Annotated in this window: 14 protein-coding genes; 5 read left to right on the top strand and 9 right to left on the bottom strand. The window is 59.3% G+C overall.

The features are described 5' to 3' along the window. Positions 1 to 96: 96 nt before the first annotated feature. The 6 genes from F3J36_RS05070 to F3J36_RS05045 form a co-directional block, all read right to left on the bottom strand. Positions 97 to 873 carry a PP2C family serine/threonine-protein phosphatase gene (locus F3J36_RS05070; RefSeq protein WP_058757495.1) on the bottom strand — a complete coding sequence of 259 codons (777 nt, stop codon included), beginning with the start codon at positions 871 to 873 and terminating at the stop codon, positions 97 to 99. Continuing rightward, complete coding sequence (tagH, locus tag F3J36_RS05065) at positions 870 to 2,000, bottom strand: type VI secretion system-associated FHA domain protein TagH (protein WP_166719066.1); 1,131 nt, start codon at positions 1,998 to 2,000, stop codon at positions 870 to 872. Before tagH ends, F3J36_RS05070 begins: the two co-directional genes overlap by 4 nt. 33 nt (positions 2,001 to 2,033) lie before the next feature. After that, a complete protein-coding gene (gene tagF, locus F3J36_RS05060) occupies positions 2,034 to 2,732 on the bottom strand; it encodes a type VI secretion system-associated protein TagF (RefSeq protein ID WP_166719065.1) in 699 nt (232 codons plus the stop codon). 13 nt (positions 2,733 to 2,745) lie between these two features. Further along, positions 2,746 to 4,860, bottom strand: coding sequence for a type VI secretion system membrane subunit TssM (tssM, locus tag F3J36_RS05055; protein WP_166719064.1), 2,115 nt, complete (start codon positions 4,858 to 4,860; stop codon positions 2,746 to 2,748). Beyond that, positions 4,860 to 6,071, bottom strand: coding sequence for a type IVB secretion system protein IcmH/DotU (gene icmH / locus F3J36_RS05050; RefSeq protein WP_166719063.1), 1,212 nt, complete (start codon positions 6,069 to 6,071; stop codon positions 4,860 to 4,862). The genes tssM and icmH overlap by 1 nt, the downstream gene beginning before the upstream one ends. Positions 6,072 to 6,156: 85 nt before the next feature. Further along, the gene (locus tag F3J36_RS05045; protein ID WP_021509952.1) at positions 6,157 to 6,648 is read right to left on the bottom strand and encodes a hypothetical protein; all 492 of its coding nucleotides are present in this window, start codon (positions 6,646 to 6,648) and stop codon (positions 6,157 to 6,159) included. A 640-nt stretch (positions 6,649 to 7,288) separates the two neighbouring features. Here F3J36_RS05045 and flhB point away from each other — a divergent pair. Genes flhB through F3J36_RS05030 form a run of 3 tightly spaced genes read left to right on the top strand, consistent with a single transcriptional unit; the run spans position 7,289 to position 10,927 of the window. Then, positions 7,289 to 8,440, top strand: a complete 1,152-nt coding sequence (gene flhB / locus F3J36_RS05040; RefSeq protein WP_021509953.1) for a flagellar biosynthesis protein FlhB — start codon at positions 7,289 to 7,291, stop codon at positions 8,438 to 8,440. Beyond that, positions 8,433 to 10,520 carry a flagellar biosynthesis protein FlhA gene (flhA, locus tag F3J36_RS05035; protein WP_021509954.1) on the top strand — a complete coding sequence of 696 codons (2,088 nt, stop codon included), beginning with the start codon at positions 8,433 to 8,435 and terminating at the stop codon, positions 10,518 to 10,520. Before flhB ends, flhA begins: the two co-directional genes overlap by 8 nt. Further along, a complete protein-coding gene (locus tag F3J36_RS05030; RefSeq protein WP_166719062.1) occupies positions 10,520 to 10,927 on the top strand; it encodes a flagellar protein FlhE in 408 nt (135 codons plus the stop codon). Before flhA ends, F3J36_RS05030 begins: the two co-directional genes overlap by 1 nt. Positions 10,928 to 10,970: 43 nt before the next feature. Here F3J36_RS05030 and argS read toward each other — a convergent pair whose 3' ends face one another. Continuing rightward, the gene (gene argS, locus F3J36_RS05025) at positions 10,971 to 12,701 is read right to left on the bottom strand and encodes an arginine--tRNA ligase (protein ID WP_166719061.1); all 1,731 of its coding nucleotides are present in this window, start codon (positions 12,699 to 12,701) and stop codon (positions 10,971 to 10,973) included. A 166-nt stretch (positions 12,702 to 12,867) separates the two neighbouring features. Beyond that, complete coding sequence (locus F3J36_RS24300) at positions 12,868 to 12,990, bottom strand: hypothetical protein (RefSeq protein WP_007889544.1); 123 nt, start codon at positions 12,988 to 12,990, stop codon at positions 12,868 to 12,870. Between the two features lie 313 nt (positions 12,991 to 13,303). Between F3J36_RS24300 and F3J36_RS05020 the strand changes: the two genes are divergently transcribed. Beyond that, a complete protein-coding gene (locus tag F3J36_RS05020) occupies positions 13,304 to 13,864 on the top strand; it encodes a VOC family protein (protein WP_166719060.1) in 561 nt (186 codons plus the stop codon). Here F3J36_RS05020 and F3J36_RS05015 read toward each other — a convergent pair. Next, positions 13,861 to 15,000 carry a MalY/PatB family protein gene (locus tag F3J36_RS05015; protein ID WP_166719059.1) on the bottom strand — a complete coding sequence of 380 codons (1,140 nt, stop codon included), beginning with the start codon at positions 14,998 to 15,000 and terminating at the stop codon, positions 13,861 to 13,863. The genes F3J36_RS05020 and F3J36_RS05015 overlap by 4 nt on opposite strands. A gap of 85 nt (positions 15,001 to 15,085) precedes the next feature. Between F3J36_RS05015 and cutC the strand changes: the two genes are divergently transcribed. Next, positions 15,086 to 15,838, top strand: coding sequence for a copper homeostasis protein CutC (cutC, locus tag F3J36_RS05010; RefSeq protein ID WP_166719058.1), 753 nt, complete (start codon positions 15,086 to 15,088; stop codon positions 15,836 to 15,838). Positions 15,839 to 15,848 lie beyond the last annotated feature (10 nt).

Raw genomic sequence — 15,848 nt, 5'->3', positions numbered from 1 at the left:
GCGAGTAGACCACCCGGTAATCTTCCGCCTGCGCATTCAGGGCCAGTAACAGGGCGGCAACGCCCGGCAACCACAGTTTCATAATGATCCTTGCAATCAATAACGTGACGGCAGAAAACGTGCCGCATCAGCCTGGGAATAAAGCAGCGTCGCGTCCTGCGGTTCGCCAATCCAGATTGCCAGAGCGCTGAGATTGTCGCTTTTAACACTGCGGTTTACGGCCTGTTCCATCAATGCCAGCCACTCTTCGCAGGCGTTTACCATGCGCAGTGCCTGTTCCATTTCGTCGGTGGTGAGGTTGAGCCAGAAGCCGTCGGTACAGACCAGAAATGCGTCACCATCGGTCAGCTCAATCACCTCGCTGAAGGTGGCCGGTCGGGCCGGTTCAATACCCAGCGCATTATAAAGTAAATTACTGTTAATGCCGGTATTTTCATAGCCGGCTTCGCGCAGCTGCTGCGCCAGACTGTGGTCACGCGTCACCTGATGCAGCACCCCGTGGCGGAAGTGATAAACCCGGCTATCACCGGCGTGCGCCCACCATGCGCGCTGCGTTGTGCGGTCAATAAACAGGGCGGCAAGGGTCGTGCTCATGCGCGAAAAATTCGGATTGTTCCCCTGGGCACTGACCAGCGTTTGCTGACACTTTTCTATCGCCGCGCGTGTACTCTCCGGCGTGAACGTGTCGTTTTGCTGCAGCTGCGTCAGCAGGGTATCGCGCACCAGCTGGGCCGCATAATCGCCGCCGGGCAGACCGGCCACGCCGTCGCATACCAGAAAACAGGCTTTCTGTTCATCGACTTCGGCACCAGTGCGATCCTGGTTTTCGTCACGCATACCCTGCTGGCAGCGGCTGGCAAACTTCATCTTCATGCGTCTTCAGTCCGCGTCTGGGAATCTTTGTACTGATTCACTTCCATGTCGTAGGCATGCAGAAAGGCTTCACCAAACAGGGTGTGGAAGTCATCTTCAATCTCGCCCGCGGTGCGCTGATAGTGACGGAGAAAATAGTCCCACAGCGCCGCTTTACGTCCGCCGCTGAACGGCATCTTAGGCAGCACGCCGTCTTTGCGCGCTTCCTCTTCCAGACGCTGCGGATTAAACGACTGCAGCATCGCGGCAATGATGGCGCGAATGCCGGCAATCATCCCCAGCTGATGCGCCTGTAAATCCACCAGCGCATCGCGCACCGCTGCTTCCGGTGGCATAAAGCCAGGCATCTGGCTCTGGTACATCTGCATCAGCACGGTTTTGCCGGAAGGCAGAATTTTAAACGGGTTGTTGGCTTCGTTAAGGATCATCGTCATGTCGGCTTTCACGCCGCGCTTGAGGATGGAGCGCGAAGAGAGCAGGGCAACCGTACCCTGCGAAAACAGGCTGAGCATGCGGCCAGTGACGCGCATCTGCTCTTCGGTGATCGGCGTCTGGTGACCATTATTCAGGCCCATGCCTTCCAGCAGCGCGGCGATCAGTTTGTCCTGATCGGCGCCTGCCAGCACGGCTGGCATCACGGGCGCATCGCTTTGCGGATCGATCGCCAGGCGCGCGTCCGGACGGCGTTCGTGACGCGGACTGTCACTCTGCGGCAGGACTTCCGGTTCCGGCACGCTTTCGTCCTGCTGCATACCCAGCGGATCGGCGGCGCTGTCAGCAAAAAACACCAGCGGATCATCCTGCGGTGCGTTCTGACACGCCGGGTCGCGCACTTCCAGACCATATTCGCCAATCTGCAGCGTATCGCCGTGGCGCAGCCGCACCTGCGAGCCGCGCTGCAGCGCCACGCCGTTCAGCACCACCGAAGTGACGCTGCCCTGGTTGGTCAGGCGGCACTCGCCGTCTGGCGACAGGTGCACCAGCGCCTGCAGGCGCGAGATGGCGCGCGATTCGTCGGGCAGCACCAGGTCGTTATCCTGGCTGCGGCCGATGGTCCCGCCGGGCGGGCTAAACGCGACGGTTTTGGCGGGCACATCCGTATTGCACTGCACAATGGTAAATTGCATGAGTCATCCCGTTAACAAGGCAAGCGCACTGGCCTACTCAAACATCGGTGGATAGAGGCCATTACGTCCCGGCTGGGCACCCGCCGCCGGGTTAAACAATAACGAAAAAAGTTGCGCAGTGAGCGGGCCACTGTGTTTATGCGTGGCGTGGGCAAAGCCGTCACTGCGATTACTCCACCAGTAGCTAATGTGCTGTTGGGGATCAAAACGGTCGGCCACTTCACGCCAGCTCAGGGTGCAGGGCAAATCGTCAAAACCAATCACATCCATGATGTCGCTGCGCTGCTTATCCGGCAGCAGCAGCGGAGCCAGCTGCTGAATCTGCCTCTCCAGCGCGTCCGGGCTGTGGCGATCGCGCACCGCCTGCCACAGCAGCGCGCCGAGTTCCTGATACCAGTCGCCGGAGATCGCCAGCTGTGAAGCATGCCACGCGCTGAGCGGAATGCTGTGGAGCGCCAGCAGCGGCCACGCACGGCCGACGCGATCGCACGAGGGCAGCAGACAGCCCAGCTGCACCTGCTGGCGCAGCGGCGATAGCGGCAGGACAAAATTCCATACCGGCGCGCGTAAAAACTGTTGCGTGCTGGCCTCTTCCTGCTGATGCCAGTGGATTAAGCCTTGTTGAAACCAGTGGCTCCACGGCGTCACCGTGGCTTCACTGAGCCGCTGGCGCAGAAAATCACCGGTGGCCGGTAATTTGCCATACCAGCCCGGCGCGGTGTAACTCGCCATGGTTACCTCACCATTACTCACTGTGTCCGGTCAATCGCTGCGATACGGTGTGTGGCGCAACCGCCAGCATACGGCCATTTTGACCGGCATTTTTCAGATTTTCCGCAAGCTTACGCATCATCAGCGCATTGTCGCGCGCATAAGGCGAAGACTGAATCTGCTGATCGAGCAGCTGGCTAAGGTGCCAGTCAAGCTGCTGCAGATCGCGCGCGCTGACATTGTCCGGCAGCGTGCGCTGCAGATTTTGCATCAGCCAGCCGCGCAGAAATTCGCCGTCATAGTTACGCGGCTGATACAGCATCTGATACGCGCGCAGCGCATTGCGGCTGTAGTCATTGTCGGTGCCGGGATCGTCACGCAGCAGGTTAGTAATTTGCTGGGCCACGCGCGGCAGCAGTAAGGACTTAAGCGCATTTTGATAGAGTACCCATGCGGCATCGCTCACCTGATTACCGCGATACAGTCCAGCGCGCATGGTAAGCGGTGGATTGTCGAGAGAAAAATGCGCCGACAGCGGCAGTTTCACCAGGTTATTTAAGAAGGGTAGCAGATCAAAAATATTATCGGCTGGCTGATGAATAACCTGCTGACTTTGCGCGGTAATCGGCCCGATGCGCGCCGCGACCTGATCGAGATAACGCTGATTCTGCACGTAGCTGGTGAGCCATAAACCGGAGAGCAGCACCAGCGCGCCGGTGAGCGCGCCGTAACCGATCCAGTGCAGCAGCCGGTTACGATACTCCCAGTGACGGTTGCTGCCAGCGAGGCCGCTTTCGCGGAACACCAGGTCACTTAACAGGTCGCGAATAAAGAAGCTCTGGCCTTTGGTACCTGGAATCGGATTACTGCGGTTAACGCTGTCCCACGCGGCAAGGCTCGACTCGCCGGTGTGTGGCAGCTGTAGCTTGCGGTTGAGTTCGCCCATAATGCGGTCAAACGGCAGGCCTTCCTGGGTACCGCTGGTAAAGAACAGGCCGCGCGCCGACCAGGCAATCTCATCCTGATGGCGGGAAAACACCACGTCGAGATATTCGTTGAGTAACGGACGCAGTGAACTGAACTCCTGCGGGAACAGGAAGCTGTCGGCGCGCTGGGTGAGATCGCGCTCACCGGCCATTACGTCGGCCAGCTGCTGCTGCAGACGCTGCTCCAGCTGCTGAAAGCGCTCGCTAAAGCTGCGGTGCCAGTCATCTTTGTGCGGTTTGCCCGGTTCCCACGGGAAGGTGAAGCCCCAGATGGCATCGCGCTGCGGCTTGCTCAGGTTGCCGTAAAAGCTCATAAACCCTTTCAGCAGGTCGGTTTTGGTGACCATCACATACACCGGGAAGTGAATGCCGGTTTGCTGATGCAGCTCGACCATGCGGCTGCGCAGCGCGCTGGCCTGGGCGTGACGTGCCTCGGCGGAATCGGTCAGCAGGTCGGCCACGCTGATGGTCATGATCACGCCGTTGATCGGCTGGCGCGTGCGGTAGCGCTTTAGCAATTTAATGAAGTTATGCCACTCGGCGCCGTCGCGCGCGCGCTGGCTCTCCTGCAGTGCGTAACGACCCGCGGTGTCGATTAAAACTGCGCGGTCGGTGAACCACCAGTCGCAGTGACGCGTGCCGCCGACGCCGCGTACCGCCTCTTTGCCGAGGCTGTCAGTTAACGGAAACTCCAGGCCAGCATTCAGCAGCGCGGTGGTTTTACCGGCACCGGGCGCGCCGATCATCACGTACCACGGCAGCTGATACAGATAGTGACTCTGAAAACGCGCCAGCCAGCTTTTCTGATGCCGGCGACCAAACTGGGTGCGTTTCAGCCGCAGCGCCGCTTCACTGAAGCGCTGGGTCAGCAGCGTCTCGGTCGCCTGGCGATCGGACGCTTCTTCGTGGCTCATCTCCTGCAGGCGATTGAGCAGTTTGCTGTTAAACCAGCCGCGCCAGATGGCGGGAATAAACTGGAACAGCACCCAGCAGAAATAGAGCACACCGACCGCCAGCTGGCGCGGGAATACCGGCTCCAGTGGACGGGTATCGCCCCAGCTCCACAGCGGACCGAGCATCCACAGCACGCAGCTCAGTGCCGTGACGCCAATCAGGCCCCACAGCAGGCGATGGGTTAACAGATGTTGGAGTGATGCGCGCATCACTGGCCTCCCTGATGATTGCCGAGGGTTTCCGGTGCCGCAAACAGGGTGATCTCCACCCGGCGATTGCGGGCGCGGTTTTCATTGCTGTCATTGGGTAAGAGCGGATTGCTGTCGCCGCGGCCTTCGGCTTTAACGCTGTGACCGTCCGCCAGCTGCGTATTCAGCAGCTGCGTGACGGCACGGGCGCGGGCGAAGGAGAATTCATAGCTGGAGGCGAACCGACCATCCACCGGACGATTATCGGTATAGACCGATACCAGCACCGTGCCTTTTACCGTCTTCATCGCGCTGGCCACGTGCGCCAGCAGCGCGCGGCCAACCTGGTTTACCACCGTACCGTCCGGCGCAAACAGCTTGTCCGCAGGGATGATCACTTTGCTGCCAAAGGCACCGTCGCTCACTTCCAGCTGGCCTGCGGCAATCACGTCGTTAAGACGCTGATGCAGATCGAGCAGCGCCTGCGGTGAGGTAGGGCGGCGCCCCGGCATGATTTGCGGCAGCGGGGTTTGGTAGATGGCACGCAGCAGCGGTTCGGCCGCATTGCCCAGCCGCCAGTTGAGCCCGCTGTAGATCAGACAGGCAATCAGCGTAGCCAGCGTGACGCAGGCCCACAGTGGCACCATCGGCCGCGTCAGGGTGCTGACCAGCGGATGCACTTCCACCAGCGGCGTGCGCGGTGGTGGTGCCGGGCGGGTTTCCGCAATCAGCTGCGCCAGCCGTTTACGGATGCCTTCACACTGTGCGCGTCCGCTGTCGCTGCCGCGATAGCGCCCTTCGTAGCCCAGCAGCAGGCAGTAGTGAATCACTTCCAGCAGCCATAAATGCTGCTGCGGGCTTTGCGACACGCGCGACAGCAGCTGGAATACTTTTTCGCCGCCCCAGCTTTCGTTATGAAAGGTCACCAGCATGCCATTGCCGGACCAGACGCCGCGCGTGCCCCAGGGGGTTTGCGCCGCCGCTTCGTCCAGCACACTACACAGGCAGTAGCGTGCACCGATGATCATCTCAAACGGCAAACCCGCCTGCTTGCAGCGTTGCTCGAACTGGCGGATCTCCTCAATCAGCAGCTGACGCAGGCCGGCGGGATCGTCGTGCGTCGCCGCCTGCCGTATACGCACGACGGTATTCAGAATCGGTGCTGCGGCATTCAGCAAAAGGTTATCGTTGCCCGCGACAATGCCATCGCGGGCAAGGGAGTCCTGAGTCATTAAATCTCGATTATCCTGGCAATAACGGAACGGTTAGCCCGCAAAGCAGCGGTGTGCTGCGGGCAATATGCGCCGGATTGCATCATCAGTCTAAGATCCAGGTCGCGGTATCATTGGTGCGGCATGCTTTACTGGCGCCGCCCACGGCCACGCAGACCTGTTTAGTACGACGGGGACGCGGCCGGTCGCTGCGCAGCGTGGCGTCATAGCGGCTACTCTCCACGCCAGCTTTGGGGGGCACGTAGCCTATCAGCTGCCCGCTGGGTTCTTCTGCAATCGCCAGCCAGTTATGCTCGACGCGACCCAGCACCTCAAAGGTTTGGGCGTTATCCAGATAACGCACCACTTTGCCGCCGTAATCCGGCAGGGTCATCACAGAGGCGGCATACAGCGCGCGAAAGCTCTCATTCACCGGGGTAAATTCACCGGGTGCTGCCACTGCATGACGATGAACCAGTTTTACGCCGTTCACTTCGCTGGTGACCAGGGTGTCATCCGTCACGGGCGGTGGAGGCGCTTTACATCCCGCCAGCGTTAAAGCCGCCAGCAGCGTTAGCAAGAGACTCTTATTCACCATGATCCTCAAATTTTCATCAGTATCGCTGCAGAGTTGTATCCGGCACGCACTCAGCGGGCGGGCAGATTATGCAGTGAGAAGGCCACTAAAAAACAGTCAAATTACAGAAAGATAGTGCTGACTTAAGTCTACCTAAGACTTTTGAGAATTCAAACCATTGCACCGCGGCAAATCCCGTGCTACCGGGCGAAAAAACGCCTTAACGGCACGCCGCGATCGTTCTGGCTGGGACGATAGATAAGCTGCATTAATTTATTTGCGTAAGCAAGCGCGGCTGGCGTGCGGCGCGACATTTGCCCCCTGATGGTGCTTAAGGGAATTGGTAAATAAGATTTATCTATTTTTTCAGATAAAAAAAGATTGCGCGGCGAAACAATTTTATGATTTTCGGAATTTCCGGGCGCAGCCGCGTCTGTAACCCAGCCAGTCCGGCACGGCTTTTGCTTGCTCCACCACTTAACCCGTATTGCGCAGCAAAGGTCGCGTAAGCGTTCGCTGATGATTGGCCCGCACCAGGTTAGCGCAGGTCCTGATTTCACTTATGGCTAAATAAACCCATCTTTTTCTCGCTTAATCCGCGCTTTAGACCCGAAGGGTTTTGGCATTCTATGCTCAGAATTCCTGCCAGCTGAGGTATGTCGTGGCTGAAGAGAGCAACGAGGACAAAACAGAATCGCCCACCCCCCACCGACTTGAGAAAGCACGGCAGGAGGGGCAGATTCCGCGTTCGCGCGAGCTGACTTCGGTACTGATGCTGCTGGCCGGGCTGCTGATCATCTGGCTGGGCGGCCACAATATGGCGCAACGGCTGGCCAGCATGGTGGCCACCGGCTTCCGCTTTGACCACGGCATGGTCAACGACGATAAAATTATCGTCTCGCACATCGGCAACCTGGTGATGCAGGCGGTGATCGCGCTGCTGCCGCTGATGGCCGGGCTGGTGATCGTTGCCATCGCCGCGCCGATGATTCTGGGCGGAATCAACATCAGCGGAAAATCCATCAAATTCGATTTCAAAAAGCTCAACCCGTTACCGGGCATTGCGCGCATGTTCTCCGGTCAGACATGGGCGGAACTGGTGAAGGCGATCCTCAAAGCGGTGCTGGTGGCGCTGGTGGCTGGCTGGTATCTGTGGAGTCACTGGCAGGAGATGCTGCGCCTGATGAGCGAATCACCGGTGAATGCGCTGCAGCATGGCCTGTCGATGACCGCCATCAGCTGTGCGCTGGTGATGCTGGGTCTGATCCCGATGGTTGGCTTTGATGTGTTCTGGCAGCTCTACAGCTACTTCAAAAAGCTGCGCATGACGCGCCAGGAAATTCGCGATGAACACAAGCAGAACGAGGGCGATCCGCACGTTAAAGGGCGTATCCGCCAGGCGATGCGTGCCGCCGCCCGCCGCCGCATGATGGCCGACGTACCGAAGGCGGACGTCATCGTGACTAACCCGACGCACTACTCGGTGGCGCTGCAGTATCAGGAAGGCAAGATGAGTGCGCCGAAAGTGATTGCCAAAGGCGCCGGTGACATTGCCCTGCGCATCCGGGAAATCGCTAAAGAGCACCGCGTACCGATTCTGGAAGCGCCGCCGCTGGCGCGTGCGCTCTATCGTCATACGGAAATTGGCCAGTTTATTCCCGGCGCGCTCTATGCCGCCGTGGCAGAAGTGCTGGCGTGGGTCTGGCAGCTGCGACGCTGGAAGCGCGAAGGCGGCCTGATTCCAAACAAACCAAAACATCTGCCGGTCCCGGCAGAGATGGACTTTGCAGGAGAGAACACCAACCATGGCTAATCTGGCCGAAAAGCTGCGTTTACCGGGCAATTTTAAAGACACGCAATGGCAGGTGCTGGCTGGTCCGGTGCTGATCATGCTGATCCTGTCGATGATGGTATTGCCGCTGCCGGCGTTCATCCTTGACCTGCTGTTTACCTTCAACATTGCGCTGTCCATCATGGTGCTGCTGGTGGCAATGTTCACCCAGCGCACGCTGGAATTCGCTGCCTTCCCGACCATTTTGCTGTTCTCAACGCTGCTGCGTCTGGCGCTGAACGTCGCCTCAACGCGTATCATCCTGCTGGAAGGGCATACGGGGGCTGATGCCGCCGGGCGCGTGGTTGAAGCCTTTGGTCACTTCCTCGTCGGCGGTAATTTCGCCATTGGTATCGTGGTGTTCATCATCCTCGTGATCATCAACTTCATGGTCATCACCAAAGGTGCCGGACGTATCGCCGAAGTGGGCGCGCGTTTCGTGCTGGATGGTATGCCCGGCAAGCAGATGGCGATCGATGCCGATTTGAACGCTGGCCTGATTGGTGAAGACGAAGCCAAACGCCGGCGCACCGAGGTGACCCAGGAAGCGGACTTCTACGGCTCGATGGACGGTGCCAGTAAGTTTGTGCGCGGCGACGCCATCGCCGGCATCCTGATCATGGTGATCAACGTGATCGGCGGCCTGCTGGTGGGCGTGGTGCAGCACGGTATGGATCTCGGTCACGCCGGGGAAACCTATACGCTGCTGACCATCGGTGACGGCCTGGTGGCGCAGATCCCGGCGCTGGTGATCTCTACCGCTGCCGGTGTCATCGTTACCCGCGTCAGCACCGATCAGGACGTCGGCGAACAGATGGTGGGCCAGCTGTTTAACAATCCGCGCGTGCTGATGCTGAGCGCCGGCGTGATTGGCCTGCTGGGCCTGGTGCCCGGCATGCCGAACTTTGTGTTCCTGCTGTTCACCGCGGCGCTGCTCGGCCTGGCCTGGTGGCTGCGCGGCCGCGAAATGCAGCCGAAGAAGCAAAGTGAAGCCTCCAGCGTGGTGAAAACGCAGGAGACGCCGGCCACGGTCGAAGCCTCGTGGACCGACGTCCAGCTGGAAGATTCGCTCGGCATGGAAGTGGGCTATCGCCTGATTCCGATGGTCGATCATCTGCAAAACGGCGAGCTGCTCGGGCGTATCCGCAGTATCCGTAAAAAAGTGGCGCAGGAGGTGGGCTTCCTGCCACCGGTGGTGCACATTCGTGACAACATGGAGCTGCCGCCGGCGCGCTATCGCATCCTGATGAAGGGCGTTGAGATTGGCAGCGGCGATGCGTATCCGGGACGCTGGATGGCGATCAACCCGGGCACGGCGGCGGGCACGCTGCCGGGTGAAGCGACGGTGGACCCGGCGTTTGGCCTCGCGGCCATCTGGATCGACAGCGCGCTGAAAGAGCAGGCACAGATTCAGGGCTACACCGTAGTGGAAGCCAGTACCGTGGTGGCTACCCACCTTAATCACCTGATCGGCCAGTACGCCAGCGAGCTGTTTGGGCGTCAGGAAGCGCAGCAGCTGCTGGACCGCGTCACCCAGGAGATGCCAAAGCTGACGGAAGATCTGGTGCCGGGCGTGATTACCCTGACCACACTGCACAAAGTGCTGCAAAATCTGCTGACCGAACGCGTCTCGATCCGCGACATGCGCACCATTATCGAAACGCTGGCCGAACATGCGCCGGTGCAGAACGATCCGCAGGAACTGACCAGCGTGGTACGCGTCGCGCTGGGCCGTGCGATTACCCAGCAGTGGTTCCCGGGCAACGGCGAAGTGCAGGTGATTGGACTGGATGCCACACTGGAACGTCTGCTGCTGCAGGCGCTGCAGGGCGGTGGCGGTCTGGAACCGGGTCTTGCCGATCGGCTGCTGATGCAGGCGCAGGCCGCGCTGCAGCAGCAGGAGATGACTGGTGCGCCGCCGGTGCTGCTGGTTAACCATCCGCTGCGGGCGCTGCTGGCGCGCTTCCTGCGCCGTAACCTGCCGCAGCTGGTGGTGCTGTCCAATATGGAGCTGACCGATAACCGGCAGATCCGCATGACTGCTACCATAGGCGGCAAATAATGCGCGGCGTGACGCTCTCATGGCTGCTGGTGGCGCTGCTGGCGCTGCCGCTAACAGGCAAAGCCGCCAGCGGTGCGTGGCAGGCCAGCGCCAGCGGCCCAAGCCTCGGCGTGCGCGGCAACTGGCTGCTGTCGCCGGCGCTTAAAGCGCCCTCGGCGGCTGCAGGGACTATTTCGGTGGTGAACTGGCGCTACACGCTGAGCCGACCGGCGCCATCAGGTCTGGTGGTGCGGCTGTGCGCCATTCAGCGCTGCGTGGAGCTGGACGGCGCCAGTGGCAGCACGCGCGGCCTCGCCAACGTAGCAGCCGATGAAACGCTGCATCTGGCTTTCGGATTTCAGGGGCAGGGCGCGTTGCCGCCCGGCCTGCGGGTGGTGAGCAGTGAAGTGATGGTCAATTACCAATAGCAAATAGCCAATAAAAAACCCGCCGCAGCGGGTTTTTTTAGGCTTACATTCGCTCGACGGTTTTGATGCCCAGCGTATCCAGCCCCTGCTTCAGGGTTTTCGCCGTCAGCGCAGCCAGCTGCAGACGGCTGTTGCGCACGTTTTCCTCTTCGGCGGAGAGAATCGGGCAGTGCTCATAGAAGCCCGAGAACAGACCGGCCAGATCGTACAGATAAGCACACATCACGTGCGGCGTGCCGTCGCGCGCGACCTGGGTGATGGTCTCTTCAAACTGCAGCAGACGGGTCGCCAGCAGCGCTTCGCGCTCGTCAGTCAGGCTGATATCACCGTGCAGGCTGTCCGCCTCAATGCCCGCTTTGCGGAATACCGAGAGCACACGCGTGTAGGCATACTGCATGTACGGCGCGGTGTTGCCTTCAAACGCCAGCATGTTGTCCCAGTCGAAGATGTAATCGGTGGTGCGGCTTTTCGACAGGTCGGCGTATTTCACCGCGCCAATGCCGACCACTTCCGCCAGCTCTTTCAGCTCTGTCGCGCTCATCTCCGGATTCTTCTCGCTGACCAGCGCATGGGCGCGCTCAACGGCTTCATCCAGCAGATCGGAGAGTTTGATGGTGCCACCGCTGCGCGTCTTGAACGGACGGCCATCTTTGCCCAGCATCATGCCGAACGCATGGTGCTCCAGCGGCACTGACTCCGGCACATAGCCCGCTTTGCGCACGATGGTCCACGCCTGCTGCAGATGCTGATGCTGGCGGGAATCGATGTAGTACAGCACGCGATCGGCATGCAGCGTTTCATAGCGATATTTTGCGCAGGCGATATCGGTGGTGGTGTAGAGATAGCCGCCATCCTTCTTCTGGATGATCACGCCCATCGGTTCACCTTCCTTGTTTTTAAACTCATCAAGGAAGACCACGGTGGCGCCTTCGCTGGTCACCGCCAGCCCTTTTTCGCGCAGATCGGCAACGATGCCCGGCAGCATGTCGTTATACAGGCTTTCACCCATCACATCCTTACGCGTCAGGGTGACGTTAAGGCGGTCATACACCTGCTGGTTCTGACTCATGGTGATATCCACCAGCTTCTTCCACATGGCGCGGCAATATTCGTCGCCACCCTGCAGTTTCACCACGTAACCGCGTGCGCGCTCGGCGAAGGCTTCGTCTTCGTCATAGGTGCGTTTCGCTTCGCGGTAGAAGGCTTCCAGATCAGCCAGCGCGATATCTTCATGGTGCTCGTTCTGCTGCTTCTCCAGATAGGCGATCAGCATGCCAAACTGTGTGCCCCAGTCACCGACGTGGTTAGCGCGGATGACGTGATGACCGAGGAACTCCTGGGTGCGCACCGCGGCATCACCGATGATGGTGGATCGCACGTGACCGACGTGCATCTCTTTCGCCACGTTGGGCGCCGAGTAGTCAATTACGATAGTCTGAGGTGTCACTTCGCTGACGCCCAGGCGTGGCAGCTGCAGCGCCTGCGCGGCCTGCTGTGCCAGCCACTGGCGGTCGAGGAAGATGTTGATAAAGCCGGGACCGGCGATGTCGACTTTGCTGGCGATGCCAGCCAGATCCAGATGCTGAACTACCTGTTCAGCCAGCTGGCGCGGCACCTGACCGAGCTTTTTCGCCACGGCCATGATACCGTTCGCCTGGTAATCGCCGAACTGCACTTTTGCAGACTGACGAACCTGCGGTTCGCAATCGGCCGGTGCGCCTGCCGCCACCATCGCCTGACTGACTTTATCGGAAAGAAGAGCCTGAATATTCACCGCGTTACCTTCATATGCTGAAAAGGCCCGCCAGCTGAGGGCGAGCCGATGTCGTCATCCCGCGTGCGTGTCGGGACGGAAAAAATAAGAGGGGAAGTATACGTGAAATGTTGGGGTGCGTCAGCAATCGGTTACGGCTGCCGGTGGACGCAGGCCCGCGCGCCGGTTAACGGCGGCGCGGGTGGCGACGGGGATTTTTAACGCTTTTGTCTTCACGCACCTTCCAGTGGCGGGAAATTGCAAATCCCATCAAGGCTATCAGGACCGCGACAACAATGAGCATAGACATAGGGCCATTCCTTGTAGTTGTGAAACCCAAATTTATAAGAAAGGGTCAGCTACTGCAATTGATTGACAGGTAAATAAGAGTTATCTCATTGTATTAATTATTGTTAATAATAACAGTTGGTTAAGGCACTTTTATAAAGTAACGTGTGGACCTGATTACGCGATTAATCCGAAAGAGAGGGGCGATTTATGCGGTTTTTGAAGGTTTTTGGCGTGAAATCGGATGAATCCGAGCATTTTGTCAAGCGAAAGCTGCGGCAGCCCTGTTTTTTCATTAATTAAAAGATCTGAACTGAGTTTGAGGTATTTAACGTATGAATCTGGATTTTCCTTCAGAACTGAGTGACTTAAAACAAGACCTGTCCCGATTTGAACAGGCTTTGCAAGACTTTGCGGCACGCCTCGGTCTTGACCTCACGCAGCATGAGGCGGACCACGTAGCGGTGCGCTGTCACCAGTTCGCCACGGCAGAACGCTGGAAAGCCGGGTTACTGCAAATCGGCGATCAGTTTTCCGAAGCGATGATTAATGGACGGCCGATCTGCCTGTTTAAGCTGCATCAGCCGCTGCGCATCGCGGGCTGGCAGGTGGAGGTGATCGAGCTGCCGTGGCCCGGTGAGAAGCTGTATCGCCATGAAGGCTGGGAGCATGTGGAAATTGTGTTGCGTGGCGAGCCTGAAACGCTGGGCATGCGTGCGATGGCGTTGCTGGCAGATGAGGCGCTGACGCAGCCGGGAATCGCGTTTAAAACCAGCACGCCGCAGGGCGAAAAGGAACGTCTGCCCAATCCGACCTTAGCGGTGACGGACGGGCAAACCACCATTAAGTTTCATCCGTGGCGGCTGGAGGAGATCGTTGCCAGCGAACAGGCTTAGCGCCGCGCTGCCACCGCCTGCTGCAGGCGCGATACCGCCTGCTGCAGGGTGGCGCGCGTGCAGCCAAAGTTGAAGCGCACGAAGCGATCGTCGCCGAAATCACGGCCCGGCGAGAAACCGAGACCGTGTTTTTCGAAATACAGCGCCGGGCTGGCGACATCCAGCTGGCTGGCGTCAATCCAGCCGAGGTAGCTGGCCTCTGGCGCGACCATGCTGAGTTCCGGCAGCGCATTTACCTGCTGCACCAGCCAGTCACGATTGGCGCGCAGGTAAGCCAGCTGGTCCGCCAGCCACGCATCACCGTCGCGCCATGCGGCTTCCGCCGCCACCAGCGCCAGAATATCCACACCCGGTACGATGCCTTCACGCACCTGCTTAAAGCGTTTCCGCAGTTCGGGATGAGGGATAATGGCCATGGACGCACCCAGCCCGGCGATGTTGAAGGTTTTAGATGGCGAAATCAGGGTAATGCTGCGCTGGGCGGCGTCTTCGCTCAGCGAGGCAAACGGAATGTGCTGTACGCCAGGCGTTAACAGCAGGTCACAATGGATTTCATCGGAGCACACCAGCAGATTGTGGCGTTGGGCAAAGGCCAGCTGCGCCTCCAGCTCATCACGGCGGTAGACGGTGCCGCCCGGATTCTGCGGATTGCATAGCATGAGCAGGCGCTCGTTGCCCTGCATCTGGCTGTCATCCAGCTGCATCACCCAGCGATCCTGCTGCAATTGCAATGGCAGATTGATCTGAGCGCGCTGCGCCAGCCGCGCCGCCGCGCGAAACGGCGGATAAATCGGCGTCGGTGCCACGGTGCTTTGCGACGACTCGGTAAATGCCCGGACCGATAAATTCAGGCCGCTCACCACGCCCGGCAGCAACACAATCCATTCCGGCTCAATCTGCCAGCCATAGCGCTGGGCTAAGCGGGAAATAGTGATATCAATCAAGCCGTGCGGCGTCGCGCCGTAGCCGAAAACACCGTGGTCGGCACGCTGTTTAATGGCCTCAATGATGCACGGCGGCGAGCGAAAATCGGTGTCGGCAACCCACAAAGGCAGCACATCGCGATCACCATATTTGTGCCATTTCAAACTATCGCTGTGACGACGGTCTATCCCTTGATCAAAATCGAATGCCATAGTGCGCTTTCCACGTAAACTGTCTGAATGAGCAGACTAACTGATGCACTCCTCCCGAGCCAGCAGTCATGAAAAGGAGCAATGTATGACGAAACTGGAAATTTGTTGCTATGGCATCGACTGCGCAATGACTGCGCAGGCGTCCGGTGCCGATCGCGTGGAGCTGTGCAGTGCTCCGCGTGAAGGCGGACTGACACCTTCGGCGGGTATGCTGGAAGCCGCACAGCGTGAACTGACCATTCCGGTCCACCCGATCGTGCGGCCGCGCGGCGGCGATTTTTGTTACACCGCACGCGAATTTGAGGTGATGAAATCGGACGTGGCGCGCATTCGCGAGCTGGGTTTTCCTGGCCTGGTGATTGGCATGCTGGACGAAGATGCGCACGTCGACACGGTACGCATGCAGCAGATTATGGCGCTGTGCGACGGCATGGCGGTGACCTTCCATCGCGCCTTTGATTTGTGTCACAGCCCGAAGCGTTCGCTGGAGGTGCTGTCTGATTTAGGGATCGCCCGCATTCTGACTTCCGGTCAGCAGCAGAGCGCTGAAACCGGAATTGCATTATTACGGGAACTAAATGAACACAGCACCGGTCCAATTATTATGGCAGGGGCAGGCGTGCGCCTCAGCAATCTGCAAAAGTTCCTCGACAGCGGATTGCAGGAAGTCCACAGCTCCGCCAGCCGCGCCGTCGCGTCACCGATGCGCTACCGTAAAGCCGGTGTCTCGATGTGTTCTGAAGCGGAAACCGATGAATTCAGCCGCTCCTGTGTCGATGGCGATGTCGTCGAAGCCATGAAGAGTATGATGCAGATGAGCGTTGACCGGGTCGCCTGACCCGTACCAA

This window comes from Pantoea sp. Cy-640, assembly GCF_011752635.1.
In the GTDB taxonomy this organism is placed as follows: Bacteria; Pseudomonadota; Gammaproteobacteria; order Enterobacterales; family Enterobacteriaceae; genus Pantoea; species Pantoea dispersa.
This window is presented reverse-complemented; position numbering and strand designations above follow the sequence as displayed.

Coding starts and splice junctions, on each gene's coding strand:
- F3J36_RS05070 (WP_058757495.1), bottom strand. CDS start 873: ATGAAGATGAAGTTTGCCAGCCGCTGCCAGCAGGGTATGCGTGACGAA.
- tagH (WP_166719066.1), bottom strand. CDS start 2,000: ATGCAATTTACCATTGTGCAGTGCAATACGGATGTGCCCGCCAAAACC.
- tagF (WP_166719065.1), bottom strand. CDS start 2,732: ATGGCGAGTTACACCGCGCCGGGCTGGTATGGCAAATTACCGGCCACC.
- tssM (WP_166719064.1), bottom strand. CDS start 4,860: ATGCGCGCATCACTCCAACATCTGTTAACCCATCGCCTGCTGTGGGGC.
- icmH (WP_166719063.1), bottom strand. CDS start 6,071: ATGACTCAGGACTCCCTTGCCCGCGATGGCATTGTCGCGGGCAACGAT.
- F3J36_RS05045 (WP_021509952.1), bottom strand. CDS start 6,648: ATGGTGAATAAGAGTCTCTTGCTAACGCTGCTGGCGGCTTTAACGCTG.
- flhA (WP_021509954.1), top strand. CDS start 8,433: ATGGCTAATCTGGCCGAAAAGCTGCGTTTACCGGGCAATTTTAAAGAC.
- F3J36_RS05030 (WP_166719062.1), top strand. CDS start 10,520: ATGCGCGGCGTGACGCTCTCATGGCTGCTGGTGGCGCTGCTGGCGCTG.
- F3J36_RS24300 (WP_007889544.1), bottom strand. CDS start 12,990: ATGTCTATGCTCATTGTTGTCGCGGTCCTGATAGCCTTGATGGGATTT.
- F3J36_RS05020 (WP_166719060.1), top strand. CDS start 13,304: ATGAATCTGGATTTTCCTTCAGAACTGAGTGACTTAAAACAAGACCTG.
- F3J36_RS05015 (WP_166719059.1), bottom strand. CDS start 15,000: ATGGCATTCGATTTTGATCAAGGGATAGACCGTCGTCACAGCGATAGT.
- cutC (WP_166719058.1), top strand. CDS start 15,086: ATGACGAAACTGGAAATTTGTTGCTATGGCATCGACTGCGCAATGACT.